This is a genomic window from Stenotrophomonas hibiscicola ATCC 19867 (assembly GCF_000382065.1).
GTDB lineage: Bacteria > Pseudomonadota > Gammaproteobacteria > Xanthomonadales > Xanthomonadaceae > Stenotrophomonas > Stenotrophomonas hibiscicola.
Genome location: NZ_KB907503.1, coordinates 310563 through 327179, shown reverse-complemented (window position 1 = coordinate 327179; position 16617 = coordinate 310563). Strand labels below are relative to the sequence as shown.

Genomic DNA, 16617 nt, shown 5'->3' with positions numbered 1-16617 from the left:
GAGCCCGCAATCGCGGGACGCGCTCAACTCACGCCCGGGGTGGACGCGTCAATTCATCCTGGGCGACCGCATAGGTCGCCGCATCGCCCGCACTCATCCAGCGCGCCGGCAGTGGCGCCCCGAAGGCGGCGATCGTGTGCGCCGGCAGGCTCAGGTTGGAGTGGTGGCAGTGGTTGTGGCCACAGGCACCGACATGCTTGCCGTCGGTATCGCCATCGGCATCCGGTGCGGATTCCACATGCACCGTGCTGGCATGCGGTTCCACCGTGCACGCCAGGGCGTCGGCCACCGGCACGACCACGAATGCCGCCATCAGCAGCATCAGCAGGGTCGAACGGAGGTGGCGGGTGATCCAGCGCATGAAGGGGAGGCTAGCAAGCGGTTTTCGCCGGATACAATATCAATGGCCGCTTCGGGAATACGTCGGAATCTCCCGTTCAGGTGGGCCGGGCACGCCTTTCGGCCCACCGGGCTGCGCTTCTGTAGAGCCGAGCCCACGCTCGGCTGCTGTCGCACGATCAGCCCCCCGGTAGGGGTCGACCTTGGTCGACACGCTTTTCGACCCCCGACACATTGCCGGCCAGCGGCCGGCACTACCGGTCTGCAGGCAGCTTCGCGATCACCTTGATCTCGAACTGGAACCCGTACAGCCAGGTCACGCCGATACCGGTCAGGGTCGGGTGCGGCGCCTCGCCCCAGTACTCGGGCACGATCGCCCAGGCCTTCTCGAAGTTGGTTTCCGGATCGACCAGGAACACGGTCACGTCGATCACGTCATCGAAGGTGCAGCCGGCGGCAGCCAACACCGCATTGAGATTCTCGAAGGCACGGCGCACCTGGGTTTCGAAGTCCGGCTCGGGCGAACCGTCCTCGCGGCTGCCGACCTGGCCGGAAACGAACAGGAAGCCATCGGACCGGATCGCCGGCGAGTAGCGGTTGCGCTCGTACAGGGCTTGGCGTCCGGCGGGGAAAACGACATCACGCTGTGACATGGGGAAGATCCCGTGGGAGAGAACGCCATCCTCCCTGCCAGCGCTGTCTGGATAAACCGCGATGATCGGCCTAGATTGATTGCCAATTCTAAACAATCATGGCCCGCCATGGACCGTTTCGAGGCGATGCGGGCGTTTGCCCGGGTGGTGGAGACCGGCAGCTTCACCCGCGCGGCGCAGACCCTGCAAATCAGCCGCACCACAGCCACCCAGCTGGTGCAGCAGCTGGAGGCACACCTGCGGCTGCGCCTGCTCAACCGCACCACGCGCCGGGTCAGCGTCACCGCCGACGGCGCGGCCTACTACCCGCGCATCGCCCGCCTGCTGGCCGAGCTGGAAGAGGTGGAAGGCGGGCTGGGCGACGCGGCCACCCAGCCGCGCGGGCGCCTGCGCGTGGACGTGCCCGGGCCGTATGCGCGGTTGAGGCTGGTGCCGGCGCTGCCGGATTTCCAGGCGCGTTACCCTGAGATCCGGCTGGATATCGGCGTGAGTGACCGCGAGGTCGATGTCATCGCCGACAACGTCGACTGCGTGATCCGCGGCGGCATCCCGGCCGACCCGGCGCTGGTGGCGCGACCGTTGGCGAGCCTGCCGATCGGTTTCCACGCCAGCCCGGGCTATGTGCAGCGCTTCGGCCTGCCGACCGACCCGCGCGCGCTGGAAGGGCCTGATCATCACATGGTCGGCTTCCTCAGCCCGCGTAGTGGCCGGGCGAGAGTGTTCAGCGCGCAGCGCGGCGAGGAGCGCGTAGAAGTGCAGGGCCGGTATGCGGTCGGCTTCGACGACGGCAACGCCTATCTGGCGGCCGCGTTGGCGGGACTGGGTGTGGTCGCGCTGCCCAGCTACATGGCCGCGCCGCATGTGGCACGTGGCGAACTGCTGCCGCTGCTGCAGGACTGGCAGCTGCCACCGATGCCGATGCACGTGATGTTCCCGCCGAACCGGCACATGAGCCAGCGGCTGCGGGTGTTCATCGATTGGGTGGTGGAAGCGTTGGGGTGATGCACACCGGGCGTGCGAAAATCATCGCGGCACGCAACAGCAACCATCGCCACGCATGAGTCGCATCGTCGCACTGGATACCGAAACCACCGGCATCTCCTACCGCCTGGGGCACCGGGTGATCGAAATCGGTGCCGTCGAACTGATCGATGGCCAGCTCACCGGCCGCCAGTTCCACACCTACCTGCAGCCGCAGCGCAGGGTCGATTGGGGCGCACAGCGCGTGCATGGCATCAGCGATGCGATGCTGGTGGGCAAGCCACTGTTTTCCAGCAAGGCCGCCGAACTGCTGGACTTCCTGCGCGGCAGCGAGATGGTCGCGCACAACGCCACCTTCGACGTGGGCTTCCTGGACAACGAGCTGCGCCTGGCTAGCATCCCCGGCATGCTGGCCCAGCATTGCCGCATCACCTGCAGCCTGAAGCTGGCGCGGGGGCGTTGGCCCGGTCAGGGCAACAAGCTGGACGACGTGCTGCAGCGCCTGCGCATTCCAGGGACGCGTGGCCTGCATGGCGCGCTGAAGGATGCACACCTGCTGGCGCAGGTGATTCCGCACCTGCGCTGAGGCATGGCCGCTGTTACGCCGGCCGCACCCAGCGCTCGATCATTTCAATGCCGCATGCCACCCCGTCCTCATGGCTCATCGCCGCGCCCAGGGCTGCCGCGCGTGCGCGTGTTGCGTCGGTTTCAGCGAAGGTGATGGCTGCCGCCAGCGTTGCTGCATCCAGTCGCTTCGGTGACAACGGTGCCGGTGCCACGCCCAACCGATGCAGGCGATCGGCCCAGAAGAACTGATCCGCGGCGAACGGCATCACCAGCGAGGGAATGCCGGCGCGGCAGGCCGAATGCGTGGTGCCGCTGCCACCATGGTGGATGGCGAGTGCGCAATGCGGGAACAGTGCTTCGTGTGGCGTCGGGCCGAGCACGAACACATCTGCTGGCAGCGCGCCCGTCGGCAGCCCGGCCCACCCCGGAAACAGCAGCACCCGGCGCGGTGCCAGCGCCTGCAGCAGGGCCGGCAGCACGCGCTCGCGATCAAACCCGGTCATGCTGCCAAAGCCCAGGTACACCGGCGGCGGCCCGGCATCCAGGAAGGCCTGCAGATCGACCGGGGGCGTCCAGGGCGCATCAGGTAGCCGCCATTGGCCACAGACGATGTGGTCGGCTGGCCAGTCCGCCGGTGGCGGCAGCAGCTGCGGCGAGATGCCATAGAGCATTGGCAGGCCGGACCACAACGCGCGGCGCGGCGATTGCCCCAGTTGCTGGCGTGCCGCGTTGATCGGCCGGCGGAACTGGCGCCAGATCAGGCCGTTGACCAGCCCATAGCTGGCGCGGTTCAACCAGCCCGGCGAGCGTCCCGGTGGCAGGAACGGAGAGCGGAAGGCCCGCGTCGGGGTCAGCGGGATCATGCCGGTGCCGATGACCGGCATTCCGCGGCGTTCGCCCACGCTCATGCCGACAAAGGCCGCCAGGCCACCGGTCAGAATCGCATCGCAGCCTTCGGCAGCCGCATCGGCCTGGCGCATCCAGCCGCTGACATGCTGCAGCGCCATCCGTGCCAGACCGGAACTGGCGGCGGCAACACCGTTGCCACGCGACACCAGGGCGACCACTTCGTCATGGATGTCACCCTCAAGGGCCGCGTGGGGCACATCCAGGGCCTGCGCACTGCCCAGGGTGCCGCCATCGGCCAGCAGTGTCACCGTGTGGCCTGCGCCGATCAGCCCATGGCAGAGCACGGCCAGCGGACGCGTATCGCCTTCGGTTCCGTAGGTCAGGGCCAGCAGCCGCATGGAAAGCTCCGCAGTGATCCGGGCCAGTATGCCGGTTGGCGGAGTTCCCCCGGCCCTGCCGGTTCAGTCCCCGCCTGTGGGTAACTTGCGCAAGTGCTTGAACCCGTGCATAATGCGCGGCTCGCTGTGTCCGGTTTTCTACCGGGCGGCGCCCCCGGGAGCACGTCCCCGGCCGCCCAACGCCAGCGTAACCCTTTGATTCTCTTGACGTGTGGTGGGCAACCATCGAGGCCGCCGTCGCCCGGGCTACGGGCTGACAACTACTACTATCGAGGTGCGCAATGTCCCGCGTATGCCAGGTTTCCGGCAAGCGAGTGCAGACGGGTAACAACGTCTCGCACGCCAACAACAAGACCCGTCGTCGTTTCCTGCCGAATCTGCACGAGCGCCGTTTCTGGGTGGCCAGCGAGAACCGCTGGGTCAAGCTTCGTGTTTCCGCGCATGCACTGCGCACCATCGACAAGAACGGCATTGATTCCGTTCTGGCTGAGCTGCGTGCGCGCGGCGAAAAGGTCTGAGGAGTAAAGCATCATGGCAGGCAAGCGCGATAAGGTCCGTATGATTTCCTCGGCCGGTACCGGCCACTTCTACACGACCGACAAGAACAAGAAGAACACCCCGGGGAAGATGGAATTCCTGAAGTACGATCCGGTCGTGCGCAAGCACGTCCTGTACAAGGAAGGCAAGATCAAGTAATCCGCACGGATTGCTGATCCCCGCGAAGAAACCCGCCCTTGTGGCGGGTTTTTTCATGCCTGGCATCCACGTGGTGGGTGCCGACCGTTGGTCGGCACGCTCTCCCCGCACCCGGTAGCTGTCGACCCTGGTCGACACGCTGGCTCTCTGCCGTCGGTTCGAAAGGCAGTCGAGCATGGCTCGACTCTACAAATCCTGCTGGGCAGAATGGCCCATCACCTCCCGACGGGCGACGCGATGCTGTTCGAGTGGTTGCTGGGTTCGTATCTGCTGCTGATCGACTGGCTGATCCGGCTGGTCGCGCTGTGCTGGATTCCCACCCGCACCACGCCGGGTGCGGCGCGCAGCTGGCTGCTGCTGGTCGGCTTCGTGCCGCTGCTGGGCCTGCCGCTGTACCTGCTGTTCGGCCACCCGTGGCTTTCGCGTGAGCGCATCCGCCGCCAGGCCGAGGCCTCGCAGGTCATCCGCGAGGAACAGGCGCTGCAGCATCGCCTGCGCTGGACCCCGCAGCCGGACACCGCCAGCGCCGAGATCGTGCCGCTGGTGCAGCGCCAGGGCGACTTCATGCCGGTGCACGGCAACGCCGTCGATCTGCTGACCGACTACGACGAATCGCTGCACACGCTGATTGCCGATATCGACCAGGCCGAAGACCGCGTGCACCTGCTGTACTACCTGATGTTCGATGACGCGGTCGGCGAGGCGATCGTCGAGGCCCTGCAGCGTGCGGCTGCACGTGGCGTGCAGTGCCGCGTGCTGCTCGACGCGGTAGGCGCCAAGCGTGGCCTGCGCGCCTATCGCAAGCGCCTGCAGGCGCGCGACATCGAAGTGCGCGCGATGCTGCCCGGTGGCCTGCGCTGGCGCCGCAGCGGGCGCATGGACCTGCGCAACCACCGCAAGATAGCGGTGATCGACAACGAAGTGGCCTATGTCGGTTCGCAGAACCTGGCCGGCCCGCAGTTCGTGCCCGGCCACCCGAACCGCGAGCTGGTGGCGCGCGTGCGTGGCCCGGCGGTAGCGCATCTGGAAGCGGTGTTCGCCAGCGACTGGTACATGGAAACCGGCCAGCGCCTGGACGTGATCGCCGATGTGCCCGAGTGCAGCGACGACATCGCCACCCAGCTGCTGCCCAGCGGCCCGGCCTATCCGTACAGCAACGCACGCGACGCGGTGGCGGCGCTGATCCACCTGGCGCGGCGACGGCTGGTGATGGTCACCCCGTATTTCGTGCCCGACGAAGCCACGCTCAGCGCGCTGCGCATTGCGGCGTTGTCCGGCGTGCAGGTGCAGCTGATCCTCTCGGCCAGCAACAACCAGCGGCTGACCTCGTGGGCGCAGGAGGCGTACTACGACGAACTGCTGCGCTGTGGCGTGCGCATCGCGCTGTACGAGCCGCAGTTCCTGCATGCCAAGCACATGAGCGTGGACGAGGACATCGCCGTGCTCGGCTCAATCAACATGGATATCCGCTCGTTCGCACTGAATGCCGAGATCGGCTTGGTCTGCTACGACCGTGCGCTGGTGCAGCAGCTGTGTGCGATCGAGGATGGCTACCTGCGCGAGTCGCGGCAGCTGGACCTGCAGCAGTGGCGCAGTCGCCCTACGTGGCGGCGCAGCCGCGAAGGTATTGCACGGCTGGCCGATGCGTTGATGTGAAACGGTGGCAACCGCCCGCTTCGGCAATCCGGCCCGTCATCGCCGATGGCCTACAATCGGCGCATGACTGATTCACCGCGTAATGGCGAACTGGACCTGGCAATCATCGGTGGTGGTGCGGCCGGGGTGCTGGTGGCGATCCAGGTGTTGCGCCAGGCCCAGGCGCCGCTGGCGCTGGCCATCTTCGAACCGGCTTCGCAGCTGGCGCAGGGCATCGCCTATGCCACGCCGTGGCCGGAGCACCTGCTGAACGTGCCGGCGGCGAAGATGAGTGCGTTTGCCGACCAGCCTGGCGATTTCCTCGACTACCTGATGGCCGCCAACGCCTACCCGGGCGAGGCGCGCGAGGTGCTGGGCGAGCGTTACGTGTGCCGCCACTACTTTGCAGCGTACCTGCAGCAGCGCCTGCAGGAGGCCGCCGCGGCCAGCCCGGCACAGCTGCAGGTGATCGTGCAGCCGGTACTGGGCCTGCAGCCGGATGACCACGGCTACCAGCTGGCACTCGGCGATGGCCAGACGCTGCACGCCGCACAGGCGGTGCTCGCCACCGGCAACAGCATGCGGCCGCTGCCGGTGGCCGGTGCCGAGGCACTGCCCGCCGATGACGTGATCGAGGCCTGGGACTACGACGGCGTGCGGACCCTGGCCGGCGACCATGCCGTGGCCATTGTCGGCTCCGGCCTGAGCATGGCCGACACCGTGCTGGCGCTGGTTGCTGCCGGTCACACCGGCCCGCTGCATGTGATCTCGCGCCATGGGCTGCTGCCGTTGCCGCATGCGCATGGCGGCCTGCCCACGTTCGACCCGGCTGCGCTGCTGCCGATGAGCCTGCGCCAGCGCCTGCGCGCGTTGCGCGGGTTCGCGCGCCAGGCGCAGGCCGACGGCCTGCCGTGGCAGGGCGTGATGGACCGCATCCGTCCGCACGGGCAGGCGCTGTGGTGCAGCCTCGACGCGGCCGACCAGCGCCGTTTCCTGCGCCATGTGGTGCGCTACTGGGACGTACATCGCCACCGCATCGCCGAAGAGGTGGATGCGCAGCTGCAGTCCCTGCAGGACAGCGGCCAACTGCGCATCCATCGGTCACGCCTGCAGCGCGTCTGGCGCGAAGGCGATGCGTTGCAGCTGTCTGGCCGCGATGCCTCCGGCAATGAACAGCAGTGGACGATCAGCGGGGTGATCAACGCCACCGGCGTGGAGACCCGCGCCAACGCGTTGCGCAATCCGTTGCTGCAGCAGCTGCAGGCCGAGGGCCTGGCACGCCCCGGCCCGCATGGGCTGGGCCTGGACAGCACGGTGCCGGGCGACCGCCTGCGCGCCGCCGGTGGCCAGCCGCAGGCGCGGCTGGGCGTGCTCGGCAGCCTGCGCATCGGCAGCCTGTGGGAAAGCCTGGCGGTGCCTGAACTGCGTCAGCAGGCGCAGGCGCTCGCCACCGAAGTGGTCGCAGGAGCCGCGACGGCGATGCCGTAAAATGGGGGCATGGATGTCTCCCACCTGCTTGATGGCCTGAACCCGGCCCAGCGCGAAGCCGTCTCCGCTCCTCCCGGCCACCACCTGGTGCTGGCCGGTGCCGGTTCCGGCAAGACCCGCGTACTCACCCACCGCATCGCCTGGCTGCATGAAGTCGATGGCGTGCCGACCCACGGCATTTTCGCGGTGACTTTCACCAACAAGGCGGCCGGCGAGATGCGCCACCGCATCGACGCCCAGCTGCCCCATGGCAGCCGCGGCATGTGGATCGGTACCTTCCACGGCCTGGCCAACCGTCTGCTGCGCCTGCACTGGCAGGACGCCAAGCTGCCCGAAGGCTTCCAGGTGATGGACTCGGACGACCAGCTGCGGCTGGTCAAGCGCGTGGTGCAGGCGCTGGAGCTGGACGACGGCAAGTACCCGCCCAAGCAGATCGCGTGGTGGATCAACGCGCAGAAGGACGAAGGCCGCCGCCCGCAGCACATCCAGCCCGAGCCGCACGACGCGTGGCTGGAAACCATGCGCCAGGCCTACATCGAGTACCAGGCGCGCTGCGACCGCGCCGGCCTGGTCGACTTCGCCGAGCTGCTGCTGCGCGCGCACGAACTGCTGCGCGACAACCCGGCGCTGCTGTCGCATTACCGCGCCCGCTTCCGCGAGATCCTGGTGGACGAGTTCCAGGACACCAACGCCATCCAGTACGCCTTCGTGCGCGTGCTGGCCGGCGATTCCGGCCACGTGTTCGTGGTCGGTGACGATGACCAGGCCATCTACGGCTGGCGCGGCGCCAAGGTCGAGAACGTGCAGGGCTTCCTGCGCGATTTCCCGGGCGCGCAGACCATCCGCCTGGAGCAGAACTACCGCTCCACCGCCAACATCCTCGGCGCTGCCAACGCGGTGATCGCGCACAACCCGGATCGCATCGGCAAGCAGCTGTGGACCGACAGCGGTGACGGCGAGCCGATCGATCTGTACGCGGCGTACAACGAGATGGACGAGGCGCGCTACATCGTCGAGCGTGCCCGCCAATGGGTGCGCGACGGTGGCAGTTACACCGAAGTGGCCGTGCTCTACCGCAGCAACGCGCAGTCGCGCGCCCTGGAAGAAGCGCTGCTGAGTGAACAGGTGCCGTACCGGGTGTATGGCGGCATGCGCTTCTTCGAGCGTGCCGAAATCAAGGATGCGCTGGCTTACCTGCGCCTGCTGTCCAACCGCAACGATGACGCGGCGTTCGAGCGCGCGGTCAACACGCCCACCCGGGGCATCGGCGACCGCACACTGGACGAAGTGCGCCGCGAAGCGCGTGCGCAGGGCATCTCGCTGTGGGAAGCGACCATGCTGGTCACTCAGGGCAGCGCACTGGCCGCACGTGCGCGCAATGCGCTGGCCGGCTTCCTGGGGCTGGTCAACGAGCTGCAGGCGCAGACCCTGCACATGACCCTGGCCGAGCGGGTGGACCACGTGCTGGCCCGCTCGCAGCTGCGCGAGCACTGGAGCAAGGAAAGCCGCAATTCGCTGGATTCGGAATCGCGTACCGACAACCTCGACGAACTGGTCTCGGTGGCGTCGCGCTTCGTGCGCCGCGCCGACGACGTCGAGGAAGTGGGCGAGGACATGGACGAGCTGGTCGCGTTCCTGGCCTATGCCGCGCTGGAGGCCGGCGAAGGCCAGGCGCAGGCCGGCGAGGACGGTGTGCAGTTGATGACCCTGCACTCGGCCAAGGGCCTGGAATTCCCGCTGGTGTTCCTGGCGGGCATGGAAGACGGCCTGTTCCCCAGCGCACGTTCGCTGGAAGAAAGCGGGCGGCTGGAGGAAGAGCGCCGCCTGGCCTACGTCGGCATCACCCGCGCGCGCCAGAAGCTGGTGCTGAGCTATGCCGAATCGCGTCGCATCCACGGCCAGGACAACTACAGCCTGCCCTCGCGCTTCCTGCGCGAGATTCCGCGCGAGCTGCTGCACGAGGTGCGCCCGAAGGTGCAGGTCTCGCGGCCGGCCTCGATGGGCGCCAGCCGGGTGATGGGCCATGCCTCGATCGAGGCACCGCCGGTCAAGCTCGGCGCGCTGGTCACCCATCCCAAGTTCGGCGAAGGCATGGTGACCGACTACGAAGGCAGCGGCGCCCACGCCCGCGTGCAGGTCGAGTTCGCCGACGCCGGCAGCAAGTGGCTGGTGATGGCCTACGCCAACCTGACGGTGATCTGATCACCGTCGGGAGGCGGGATACCTGTAGAGCCGAGCCTATGCTCGGCTGCTTGTACCGGGAAAACCCAGCCGAGCATGGGCTCGGCTCTACAAATGCGGTCGGTCGTCAGCCGGTGGTGAACGTCTCTACGGCTGCCACCAACCGCGCTCGGTCCATCGCTTCTTCGTCCTGACGGTTGCGGATCAATACGTAGTGGCCATCCTCCGGTGACAACACCTCGATCACCTCATCGCGATAGTTGGTGATCTCGATGAAGCCGCTGTTCACTCCGTTGAGGTTGTCGATCTCGGCCATTAACGTCTCCAGGCTCACGATGGCGCCGTCCTTGTCCGTTCCGCCGCCAGTGCGGGGATTGTCGAAGTACACGCTTATCTTCGGCTGCTTGGTCCTATGCCAGTTGTTGACGTCAACGATGTGATGTGTGGACCATCTGAAATCCTCTGCTGATTCGTTGCCGTTGAACTCACACCGGAAGATCGGCAGGCATAGGAACAGCCCCGTGCGCTTCTCGATCCGATTCAGAAGCCCGTGATAGGTGCTGGGAACCGCCATCGCATGAGTGAACCCATAGGCGTTGGAAGGAATCTCGAAGATCGTTGGCCCATCATGTGAAAGATGGTGCGGTGCGTTCAGCACGACGCTGGTGGCGAATTCCGGATCATCGACATTCCTGGAAGCGATCGCGAGGTCATGTCCCTTGGCGTTCCTCACGCAGCAATAGAGTACGTACGTCGCGACTACGTACTTGCAGAAGTAGCAGCCGTGGATTTCGGCCACCTCTCCGAACGTCGTTAACAGGTCATCCTTGGTGATCATGGGCATCTGGACGGTGGCAGAAGCACATGGTGGCCCCTTGAACGGTCATCCGACCATGCAACTTGTCTGAAAGCACCCTGTTGGTGTCAGAGCCCTTTTCCGTTGGAAAAGGGATCCGACCCCGATTAGGCTGCCGGCATGACCCGCAACGTGCTCTTCCTCTGCAGTCAGAACCGCCTGCGCAGCCCGACGGCCGAGCAGGTATTCGCCGATTGGCCGGGCATCGAGACTGCCTCGGCCGGGCTGCTGGCCGACGCCGAGGAAGTGCTCAGCCCCGAGCTGCTGCAGTGGGCCGACCTGGTGTTCGTGATGGAGAAGGCCCACCGCAACCGGCTGTCCAGCCGCTACAAGCCGTGGCTGAAGGAGAAGCGCGTGATCTGCCTGGATATCCCGGATGACTACGAGTACATGGACCCGGTGCTGGTGGAGCTGCTCAAGCGCAAGGTGACCCCGTTCCTGCGCTGACGGGCTGTTGTAGAGCCGAGCCCATGCTCGGCTGCTTCTGGCGCGAAAAGCAGCCGAGCATGGGCTCGGCTCTACAATAGGCGGCACTTCTTTCAGGAACGCTCCCATGACCGAACCCGCGCTGCACGTCACCGTGACGTTGAATGCCCGGCTGCAGCCCGAACATCGCCACGAACTGTTCGAGGACCCACTCGATGCGCTGCTGCAGGCGGCCAATGTCGGCGAGATCACCGGCGGCGGCACGGCGATGTCCGACCTGGGTGAGGTCGAATACGGCGATATCGAAGTGGCGCTGGTCGATGCCGATGGCGTGCCCAAGCTGATCGACCTGCTGGAGCAGCTGGGTGCACCGAAGGGCTCGAAGATCCAGGGCGCGGGTGAAGCCGATCGCAGCTTCGGCGTGACCGAGGGCCTGGGCATCTACCTGGATGGCCTGAACCTGCCGGACGAAGTCTACGAACAGTGCGATTCCAACCACGTGTTCGAGCAGCTGTCCGAGCGCATTGATGGCCTTGGCGAGATCTGCAGCTGGTGGCAGGGCCCGACCGAGACCGCGCTGTACATGTACGGCCAATCGTTCGAGGCGATGCGCGATGCAATCGCTGAATTCGTGGGCAGCTACCCGCTGTGCCAGAACGCACGCGTGGTGCAGATCGCCTGAGCGACATTGTTGTAGAGCCGAAGGTAGCGGCAGTAGCCGCTGCCAACGTCGCTTGCGACGGCCCGAAGGGTGCCGGTCAGGACGACCGGCATAGCCAGGCTCGGCTGCTTTTCCCGCCAGAAGCAGCCGAGCATGGGCTTGGCTCTACAGAAGGGGGGGCGGGCAAGCGGGTGGCGCGCACGGGCGCTGCTCTACGCCGGATTGATCCTGCTCAAGGCGCAGCCTGCACATCCGGTGTGTAATGGTGTCGTTCCCATCTGGCAGATCGCCACGGAGCCCTACCATGTACAAGCGCATCCTGATTGCCACTGACGGGTCCGAGCTGGCCGACAAGGGCCTGGCCAAGGGCCTGGAGCTGGCCAAGGACCTCAATGCCGAGGTCGATATCGTCACTGTTTCCGAGCCGTGGGCCGTCGGCATGTATGACGCCATGGGCTGGAGCGTGGGCTACATGAACAGCCCGGAATACAAGGCCGACCGCGAGGAAGGCGCGCAGAAGGTGCTGCAGCCGGCGCTGGCCAAGGCCGCCGAGCAGGGCATCACCGCCAACCCGGTGCACGTGCTGGACCGCTACGCGGCCGACGGCATCATCGAGACGGCGGCCGAGCGCAACAGCGACCTGATCGTGATGACCTCGCATGGCCGCCGGGGCGTGACCCGCGTGCTGCTGGGCAGCCAGACCGCCGAGGTGCTGGCGCGCAGCACGCTGCCGGTGCTGGTCATCCGCTGATTCAAGTGTTCCCGGGGAGGGGACCCGACGCCGGCCGCAGGATGCGCGCCGGCGTTGTTTTTTGTGGGGGCCGGGGTGGATCCACGCATGGCGTGGATCTACTGAGTTGCAGATCTACTGAGTTGCAGGGATCCGACCCCGGTCACATCACCAGCTGTACAGCTTCCAGTACACCGGCGACACGCCATCCTTGTCGTTGTCGAATCGGCCATCGCCGTTCTTGTCGTACATGTAGAACGGGGCGCCGCGCGACGGCGTCACCTTGACCATGCGCAGCTGGCCGGACACACGGTATTCCTCGATGACATCGCCGTTGTCCATAGTGCGCTTGGAGACATCGGCGCCCTTGACGTCCACCGGGGGAGCACCTGCGCCACCCATGCTGGCGCAGCCAGCGAGCAGGAGCAGGGAAGCCAGCATCAGGGTCTTCATCGGCGGGGGCCTTTGCCTGGAGAGAGCCCTGATTATGCCCCATCGCCAAGTGCGTGCCGTGTCGTCGCGGTGCAGGCACGGGCGCGTAGAATCGGCGCATGAGCAGATTAGTCCTGATCGACGGGTCCAGTTACCTGTACCGCGCGTTCCACGCGCTGCCGCCCCTGTCCAATGCACAGGGTGAGCCCACCGGCGCGCTGTTCGGCGTGGTCAACATGCTGCGTTCGACGCTGAAGGAGCGCCCGGCCTACGTCGCGTTCGTGGTCGATGCGCCCGGCAAGACCTTCCGTGATGACCTGTACGACCAGTACAAGGCCAACCGCCCGCCGATGCCCGATGAGCTGCGCAGCCAGGTCGAGCCGATGTGCCGCATCGTCGAAGCGCTGGGCATCAGCATCCTGCGCATCCCCGGCGTGGAAGCCGACGATGTGATCGGCACGCTGGCGCTGCAGGGCCTGGCGCAGGACCTGAAGGTGACCATCTCCACCGGCGACAAGGACTTCGCCCAGCTGGTGCGCCCGGGCATCGAGCTGGTCAACACCATGACCGGCAGCCGCATGGATTCGGACGCGGCGGTGATGGACAAGTTCGGCGTGCGCGCCGATCAGATCGTCGACCTGCTGGCGCTGATGGGCGACGCGGTCGACAACGTGCCGGGCGTGGAGAAGTGCGGGCCGAAGACCGCTGCCAAGTGGCTGGCCGAGTACCAGCACCTGGACGGGGTGATGGCGGCCGCGCCGACCATGAAGGGCAAGATCGGCGAGAACCTGCGCGCCGCGCTGGAGCGCCTGCCGCTGAACCGCGAGCTGGTGACCATCCGCACCGACCTGGCGCTCGAGGCCAGCCCGACCAGCCTGGCGCTGCGCGAGCAGGACGTGCCGGAGCTGACCGAACTGTATACGCGCTACGGCTTCACCCAGGCCCTGAAGGAACTGGGTGCGCCTGTGCCGGCGCCGGCAGCGGCCAGCGAGGCCACCCCGAGCCTGCGCGGTACCGCGGCCGGCTTCGCACGTGGCAGCGTCGAGGCGCCCGCCGCCGGCACGCTGGATCCGGCACTGTCCGCGCCGGGTGAATACGAGACCGTTCTGACCGCCGAGCAGCTGCAGGCCTGGGTCGAGCGCCTGCAGCAGGCCGACCTGATCAGCTTCGACACCGAAACCGATGCGCTGGACGCGATGCGCGCGCGCCTGGTCGGCATCAGCCTGGCGGTCGAGCCGGGCAGGGCGGCCTACATTCCGGTGGGCCATGATTACCCGGGGGCTCCGGTCCAGCTGCCAGCGCAGCAGGTGCTGGACGCACTGCGCCCGGCGCTGCAGGACCCGGCGAAGAAGAAGCTGGGCCAGCATGGCAAGTACGACCTGCATGTGCTGCGCCGCCACGGCGTGGACGTGCAGGGCTACCACGACGACACCATGCTCGAGAGCTTCGTGCTCAACTCCACCGCCACCCGTCACGACATGGATTCGCTGGCCCTGCGTTACCTGGGCTACAGCACCATCAAGTTCGAGGACGTGGCCGGCAAGGGCGCCAAGCAGATTCCGTTCTCGCAGGTGGGCATCGACGAAGCCAGCCGCTATGCGGCCGAGGACGCCGACATCACCCTGCGCCTGCACCGCGCGCTGCAGCCGCAGCTGCTGGCCGAACCGGCACTGGACAGCGTGTACCGCGACATCGAGATGCCGCTGGTGCCGGTGCTGGCCAGCATCGAAGCCAACGGCGTGCGGGTCGACACCGACGAACTGCGCCGGCAGAGCCAGGACCTGTCCTCGCGCATGCTGGCGGCGCAGCAGAAGGCCACCGAACTGGCTGGGCGCAGCTTCAACCTGGATTCGCCCAAGCAGCTGCAGGCGGTGCTGTTCGACGAGCTGAAGCTGCCGGCGGTGGTGAAGACCCCGAAGGGCCAGCCCAGCACCAATGAAGAGGCACTGGAGGCGATTGCCGACCAGCACGAGCTGCCGCGCGTGATCCTGGAGTACCGCGGGCTGGCCAAGCTGCGCAGCACCTACACCGACAAGCTGCCGGAGATGGTCAACCCGGACACCGGCCGCGTGCATACCAGCTACCACCAGTCCGGCGCCGCCACCGGCCGCCTGTCCTCGTCGGACCCCAATCTGCAGAACATCCCGATCCGCACCGAAGATGGCCGCCGCATCCGCCGCGCGTTCATCGCCCCGGAGGGCTTCCAGCTGCTGGCCGCCGACTACTCGCAGATCGAGCTGCGGATCATGGCCCACCTGTCCGAGGACCCGGGTCTGGTGCGTGCCTTCGAGCAGGGCGCCGACGTGCACCGTGCCACCGCCGCCGAGGTGTTCGGGCGTACGCTGGAAGAGGTGACCCCGAACGAGCGCCGTGCCGCCAAGGCGATCAACTTCGGCCTGATGTACGGCATGAGCGCCTTCGGCCTGGCCCGCAACCTGGGCATCGACCGCGGGCAGGCGCAGGACTACGTGGCGCTGTACTTCAGCCGCTACCCGGGCGTGCGTGACTTCATGGAGCGGATGCGCCAGCAGGCCCGCGACCAGGGCTATGTGGAGACCCTGTTCGGTCGCCGCCTGTACCTGAACGACATCCACGCCCGCAACCAGGGCCTGCGTGCCGGTGCCGAGCGCGCGGCGATCAATGCGCCGATGCAGGGCACCGCCGCCGACATCATCAAGCGCGCGATGGTGGACGTGGACCAATGGCTGCGCGACAGCGGGGCACCGGCACGGATGATCCTGCAGGTGCACGATGAACTGGTCTTAGAAACCGAAAGTAGTTTCGTTGAAGACTTGCGTTTGCAGGTGGTGGAGCGCATGTCGCAAGCGGCCAAACTGCGGGTGCCGCTGGTGGTCGATACCGGCATCGGCAACAACTGGGACGAAGCACACTGAGGGTGTTTCAGGCCGAAAACGACGTGAATTCGTTCATTCGTCAGAGGTTTCTGACTCGATCATGAATGTTGCCCTGATCGAGGTTCATTAAATTGGGCCCCTTCACGAACCGTTAGTGTTCGGAGTGCTTCTATAACTCTCGACAGGCGCAACGCCTGTTGTGGATCTCTCCCATCCCCTGGAGCAGATCTCGGAACGGGGACTCCTCCCCAAGTGCCCGTTCCCCGGCCCCGTTGACCTCCCCCTGGTCAGCGGGGCTTTTTATTTGCGCCGTTGCCAGACGCCATGGCCTGCGCCACGCTGGGCCACCGCTCCGCAGGGGAAGACCATGCCCGACCTGTTCGCACTGGCAATGCCGTGGTGGGAGTTCATCCTGCGTGCGGTGGTGGTCTACGTCGTGGTGCTGGGCATGGTGCGGCTCAGTGGCAAGCGCCCGCTGGGGCAGATCACCCCGTTCGACGTGCTGCTGGTGGTGCTGCTGGGCAATGCGGTGCAGAACGCGCTGCTGGGCACCGATACCTCGCTGGGCGGTGGCCTGCTGCTGGCGGCAACCCTGATCCTGCTGAACTATGGGGTAGGCTGGGTGAGTACCCGCAGCCGACGGATCGAGCGCCTGGTTGAAGGAGAACCCGTGGTGATCGCGCGTGATGGGCGCCTGTTCGACGCCGTTCTGCGTCGCGAGCCGGTCACGTGTGCCGATTTCGAGGCCGCCATGCGCCAGCAGGGCTGCCTGGGCGTGGAGGATGTGGAGCTGGCCCTGCTGGAGATCAACGGGCACATCACCATCATTCCGAGGAAGAGCACCTGACCTTGTAGAGCCGGCCCATGCCC

The 16617-nt window shown here is 66.7% G+C and carries 17 protein-coding genes; 12 read left to right on the top strand and 5 right to left on the bottom strand.

Annotated elements, in window-relative coordinates:
• Positions 1-28: 28 nt before the first annotated feature.
• Both G370_RS0117445 and G370_RS0117440 read right to left on the bottom strand, forming a co-directional pair.
• Complete coding sequence (locus tag G370_RS0117445) at positions 29-361, bottom strand: hypothetical protein (protein ID WP_019337929.1); 333 nt, start codon at positions 359-361, stop codon at positions 29-31.
• Between the two features lie 232 nt (positions 362-593).
• A complete protein-coding gene (locus G370_RS0117440; protein WP_019661743.1) occupies positions 594-992 on the bottom strand; it encodes a RidA family protein in 399 nt (132 codons plus the stop codon).
• Positions 993-1100: 108 nt separating this feature from the next.
• On the opposite strand from G370_RS0117440, the gene G370_RS0117435 reads away from it, so the two are divergent.
• Both G370_RS0117435 and G370_RS0117430 read left to right on the top strand, forming a co-directional pair.
• Complete coding sequence (locus G370_RS0117435; RefSeq protein WP_019661742.1) at positions 1101-1994, top strand: LysR family transcriptional regulator; 894 nt, start codon at positions 1101-1103, stop codon at positions 1992-1994.
• Positions 1995-2049: 55 nt separating this feature from the next.
• Positions 2050-2559 (top strand): DNA polymerase III subunit epsilon, encoded by a 510-nt coding sequence (locus G370_RS0117430; RefSeq protein ID WP_019661741.1) that lies wholly within the window; start codon positions 2050-2052, stop codon positions 2557-2559.
• A gap of 13 nt (positions 2560-2572) precedes the next feature.
• Here G370_RS0117430 and G370_RS0117425 read toward each other — a convergent pair whose 3' ends face one another.
• The gene (locus tag G370_RS0117425; protein ID WP_019661740.1) at positions 2573-3787 is read right to left on the bottom strand and encodes a nucleotide disphospho-sugar-binding domain-containing protein; all 1215 of its coding nucleotides are present in this window, start codon (positions 3785-3787) and stop codon (positions 2573-2575) included.
• A gap of 281 nt (positions 3788-4068) precedes the next feature.
• On the opposite strand from G370_RS0117425, the gene rpmB reads away from it, so the two are divergent.
• From rpmB to uvrD, 5 genes are all read left to right on the top strand, one after another.
• Complete coding sequence (rpmB, locus tag G370_RS0117420; protein WP_005411638.1) at positions 4069-4305, top strand: 50S ribosomal protein L28; 237 nt, start codon at positions 4069-4071, stop codon at positions 4303-4305.
• Positions 4306-4315: 10 nt separating this feature from the next.
• Positions 4316-4483 (top strand): 50S ribosomal protein L33, encoded by a 168-nt coding sequence (gene rpmG, locus G370_RS0117415; RefSeq protein ID WP_169411268.1) that lies wholly within the window; start codon positions 4316-4318, stop codon positions 4481-4483.
• Between the two features lie 237 nt (positions 4484-4720).
• A complete protein-coding gene (cls, locus tag G370_RS0117410; RefSeq protein ID WP_014648869.1) occupies positions 4721-6139 on the top strand; it encodes a cardiolipin synthase in 1419 nt (472 codons plus the stop codon).
• Between the two features lie 45 nt (positions 6140-6184).
• The gene (locus G370_RS0117405) at positions 6185-7606 is read left to right on the top strand and encodes an FAD/NAD(P)-binding protein (protein WP_019661739.1); all 1422 of its coding nucleotides are present in this window, start codon (positions 6185-6187) and stop codon (positions 7604-7606) included.
• A 9-nt stretch (positions 7607-7615) separates the two neighbouring features.
• Positions 7616-9808: a DNA helicase II gene (uvrD, locus tag G370_RS0117400; RefSeq protein WP_019661738.1), complete on the top strand. Its 2193-nt coding sequence runs from the start codon at positions 7616-7618 to the stop codon at positions 9806-9808.
• A gap of 106 nt (positions 9809-9914) precedes the next feature.
• On the opposite strand, the gene G370_RS0117395 is transcribed toward uvrD, so the two are convergent.
• Positions 9915-10625: a hypothetical protein gene (locus G370_RS0117395; RefSeq protein WP_026347225.1), complete on the bottom strand. Its 711-nt coding sequence runs from the start codon at positions 10623-10625 to the stop codon at positions 9915-9917.
• Positions 10626-10763: 138 nt separating this feature from the next.
• Here G370_RS0117395 and G370_RS0117390 point away from each other — a divergent pair, with 138 nt between their 5' ends.
• From G370_RS0117390 to G370_RS0117380, 3 genes are all read left to right on the top strand, one after another.
• A complete protein-coding gene (locus G370_RS0117390) occupies positions 10764-11090 on the top strand; it encodes a low molecular weight protein tyrosine phosphatase family protein (RefSeq protein WP_019661736.1) in 327 nt (108 codons plus the stop codon).
• Between the two features lie 106 nt (positions 11091-11196).
• Complete coding sequence (locus G370_RS0117385) at positions 11197-11751, top strand: hypothetical protein (RefSeq protein WP_019661735.1); 555 nt, start codon at positions 11197-11199, stop codon at positions 11749-11751.
• A gap of 283 nt (positions 11752-12034) precedes the next feature.
• Positions 12035-12481, top strand: a complete 447-nt coding sequence (locus G370_RS0117380; protein ID WP_005420335.1) for a universal stress protein — start codon at positions 12035-12037, stop codon at positions 12479-12481.
• Between the two features lie 147 nt (positions 12482-12628).
• Here the strand turns inward: G370_RS0117380 and G370_RS0117375 are convergent, their stop codons facing one another.
• The gene (locus tag G370_RS0117375) at positions 12629-12913 is read right to left on the bottom strand and encodes a DUF2782 domain-containing protein (protein WP_005411628.1); all 285 of its coding nucleotides are present in this window, start codon (positions 12911-12913) and stop codon (positions 12629-12631) included.
• 98 nt (positions 12914-13011) lie between these two features.
• Here G370_RS0117375 and polA point away from each other — a divergent pair, with 98 nt between their 5' ends.
• Positions 13012-15786, top strand: coding sequence for a DNA polymerase I (polA, locus tag G370_RS0117370; protein ID WP_019661734.1), 2775 nt, complete (start codon positions 13012-13014; stop codon positions 15784-15786).
• Between the two features lie 328 nt (positions 15787-16114).
• On the top strand, positions 16115-16594 hold the full coding sequence (locus G370_RS0117365; protein WP_019661733.1) for a DUF421 domain-containing protein: 480 nt from the start codon (positions 16115-16117) through the stop codon (positions 16592-16594).
• Positions 16595-16617: the final 23 nt, after the last annotated feature.

Coding starts and splice junctions, on each gene's coding strand:
- polA (WP_019661734.1), top strand. CDS start 13,012: ATGAGCAGATTAGTCCTGATCGACGGGTCCAGTTACCTGTACCGCGCG.
- G370_RS0117405 (WP_019661739.1), top strand. CDS start 6,185: ATGGCCTACAATCGGCGCATGACTGATTCACCGCGTAATGGCGAACTG.
- rpmB (WP_005411638.1), top strand. CDS start 4,069: ATGTCCCGCGTATGCCAGGTTTCCGGCAAGCGAGTGCAGACGGGTAAC.
- G370_RS0117365 (WP_019661733.1), top strand. CDS start 16,115: ATGCCCGACCTGTTCGCACTGGCAATGCCGTGGTGGGAGTTCATCCTG.
- G370_RS0117435 (WP_019661742.1), top strand. CDS start 1,101: ATGGACCGTTTCGAGGCGATGCGGGCGTTTGCCCGGGTGGTGGAGACC.
- G370_RS0117440 (WP_019661743.1), bottom strand. CDS start 992: ATGTCACAGCGTGATGTCGTTTTCCCCGCCGGACGCCAAGCCCTGTAC.
- G370_RS0117390 (WP_019661736.1), top strand. CDS start 10,764: ATGACCCGCAACGTGCTCTTCCTCTGCAGTCAGAACCGCCTGCGCAGC.
- G370_RS0117375 (WP_005411628.1), bottom strand. CDS start 12,913: ATGAAGACCCTGATGCTGGCTTCCCTGCTCCTGCTCGCTGGCTGCGCC.
- G370_RS0117445 (WP_019337929.1), bottom strand. CDS start 361: ATGCGCTGGATCACCCGCCACCTCCGTTCGACCCTGCTGATGCTGCTG.
- G370_RS0117430 (WP_019661741.1), top strand. CDS start 2,050: ATGAGTCGCATCGTCGCACTGGATACCGAAACCACCGGCATCTCCTAC.
- uvrD (WP_019661738.1), top strand. CDS start 7,616: ATGGATGTCTCCCACCTGCTTGATGGCCTGAACCCGGCCCAGCGCGAA.
- G370_RS0117380 (WP_005420335.1), top strand. CDS start 12,035: ATGTACAAGCGCATCCTGATTGCCACTGACGGGTCCGAGCTGGCCGAC.
- cls (WP_014648869.1), top strand. CDS start 4,721: ATGCTGTTCGAGTGGTTGCTGGGTTCGTATCTGCTGCTGATCGACTGG.
- G370_RS0117425 (WP_019661740.1), bottom strand. CDS start 3,787: ATGCGGCTGCTGGCCCTGACCTACGGAACCGAAGGCGATACGCGTCCG.
- G370_RS0117385 (WP_019661735.1), top strand. CDS start 11,197: ATGACCGAACCCGCGCTGCACGTCACCGTGACGTTGAATGCCCGGCTG.
- G370_RS0117395 (WP_026347225.1), bottom strand. CDS start 10,625: ATGATCACCAAGGATGACCTGTTAACGACGTTCGGAGAGGTGGCCGAA.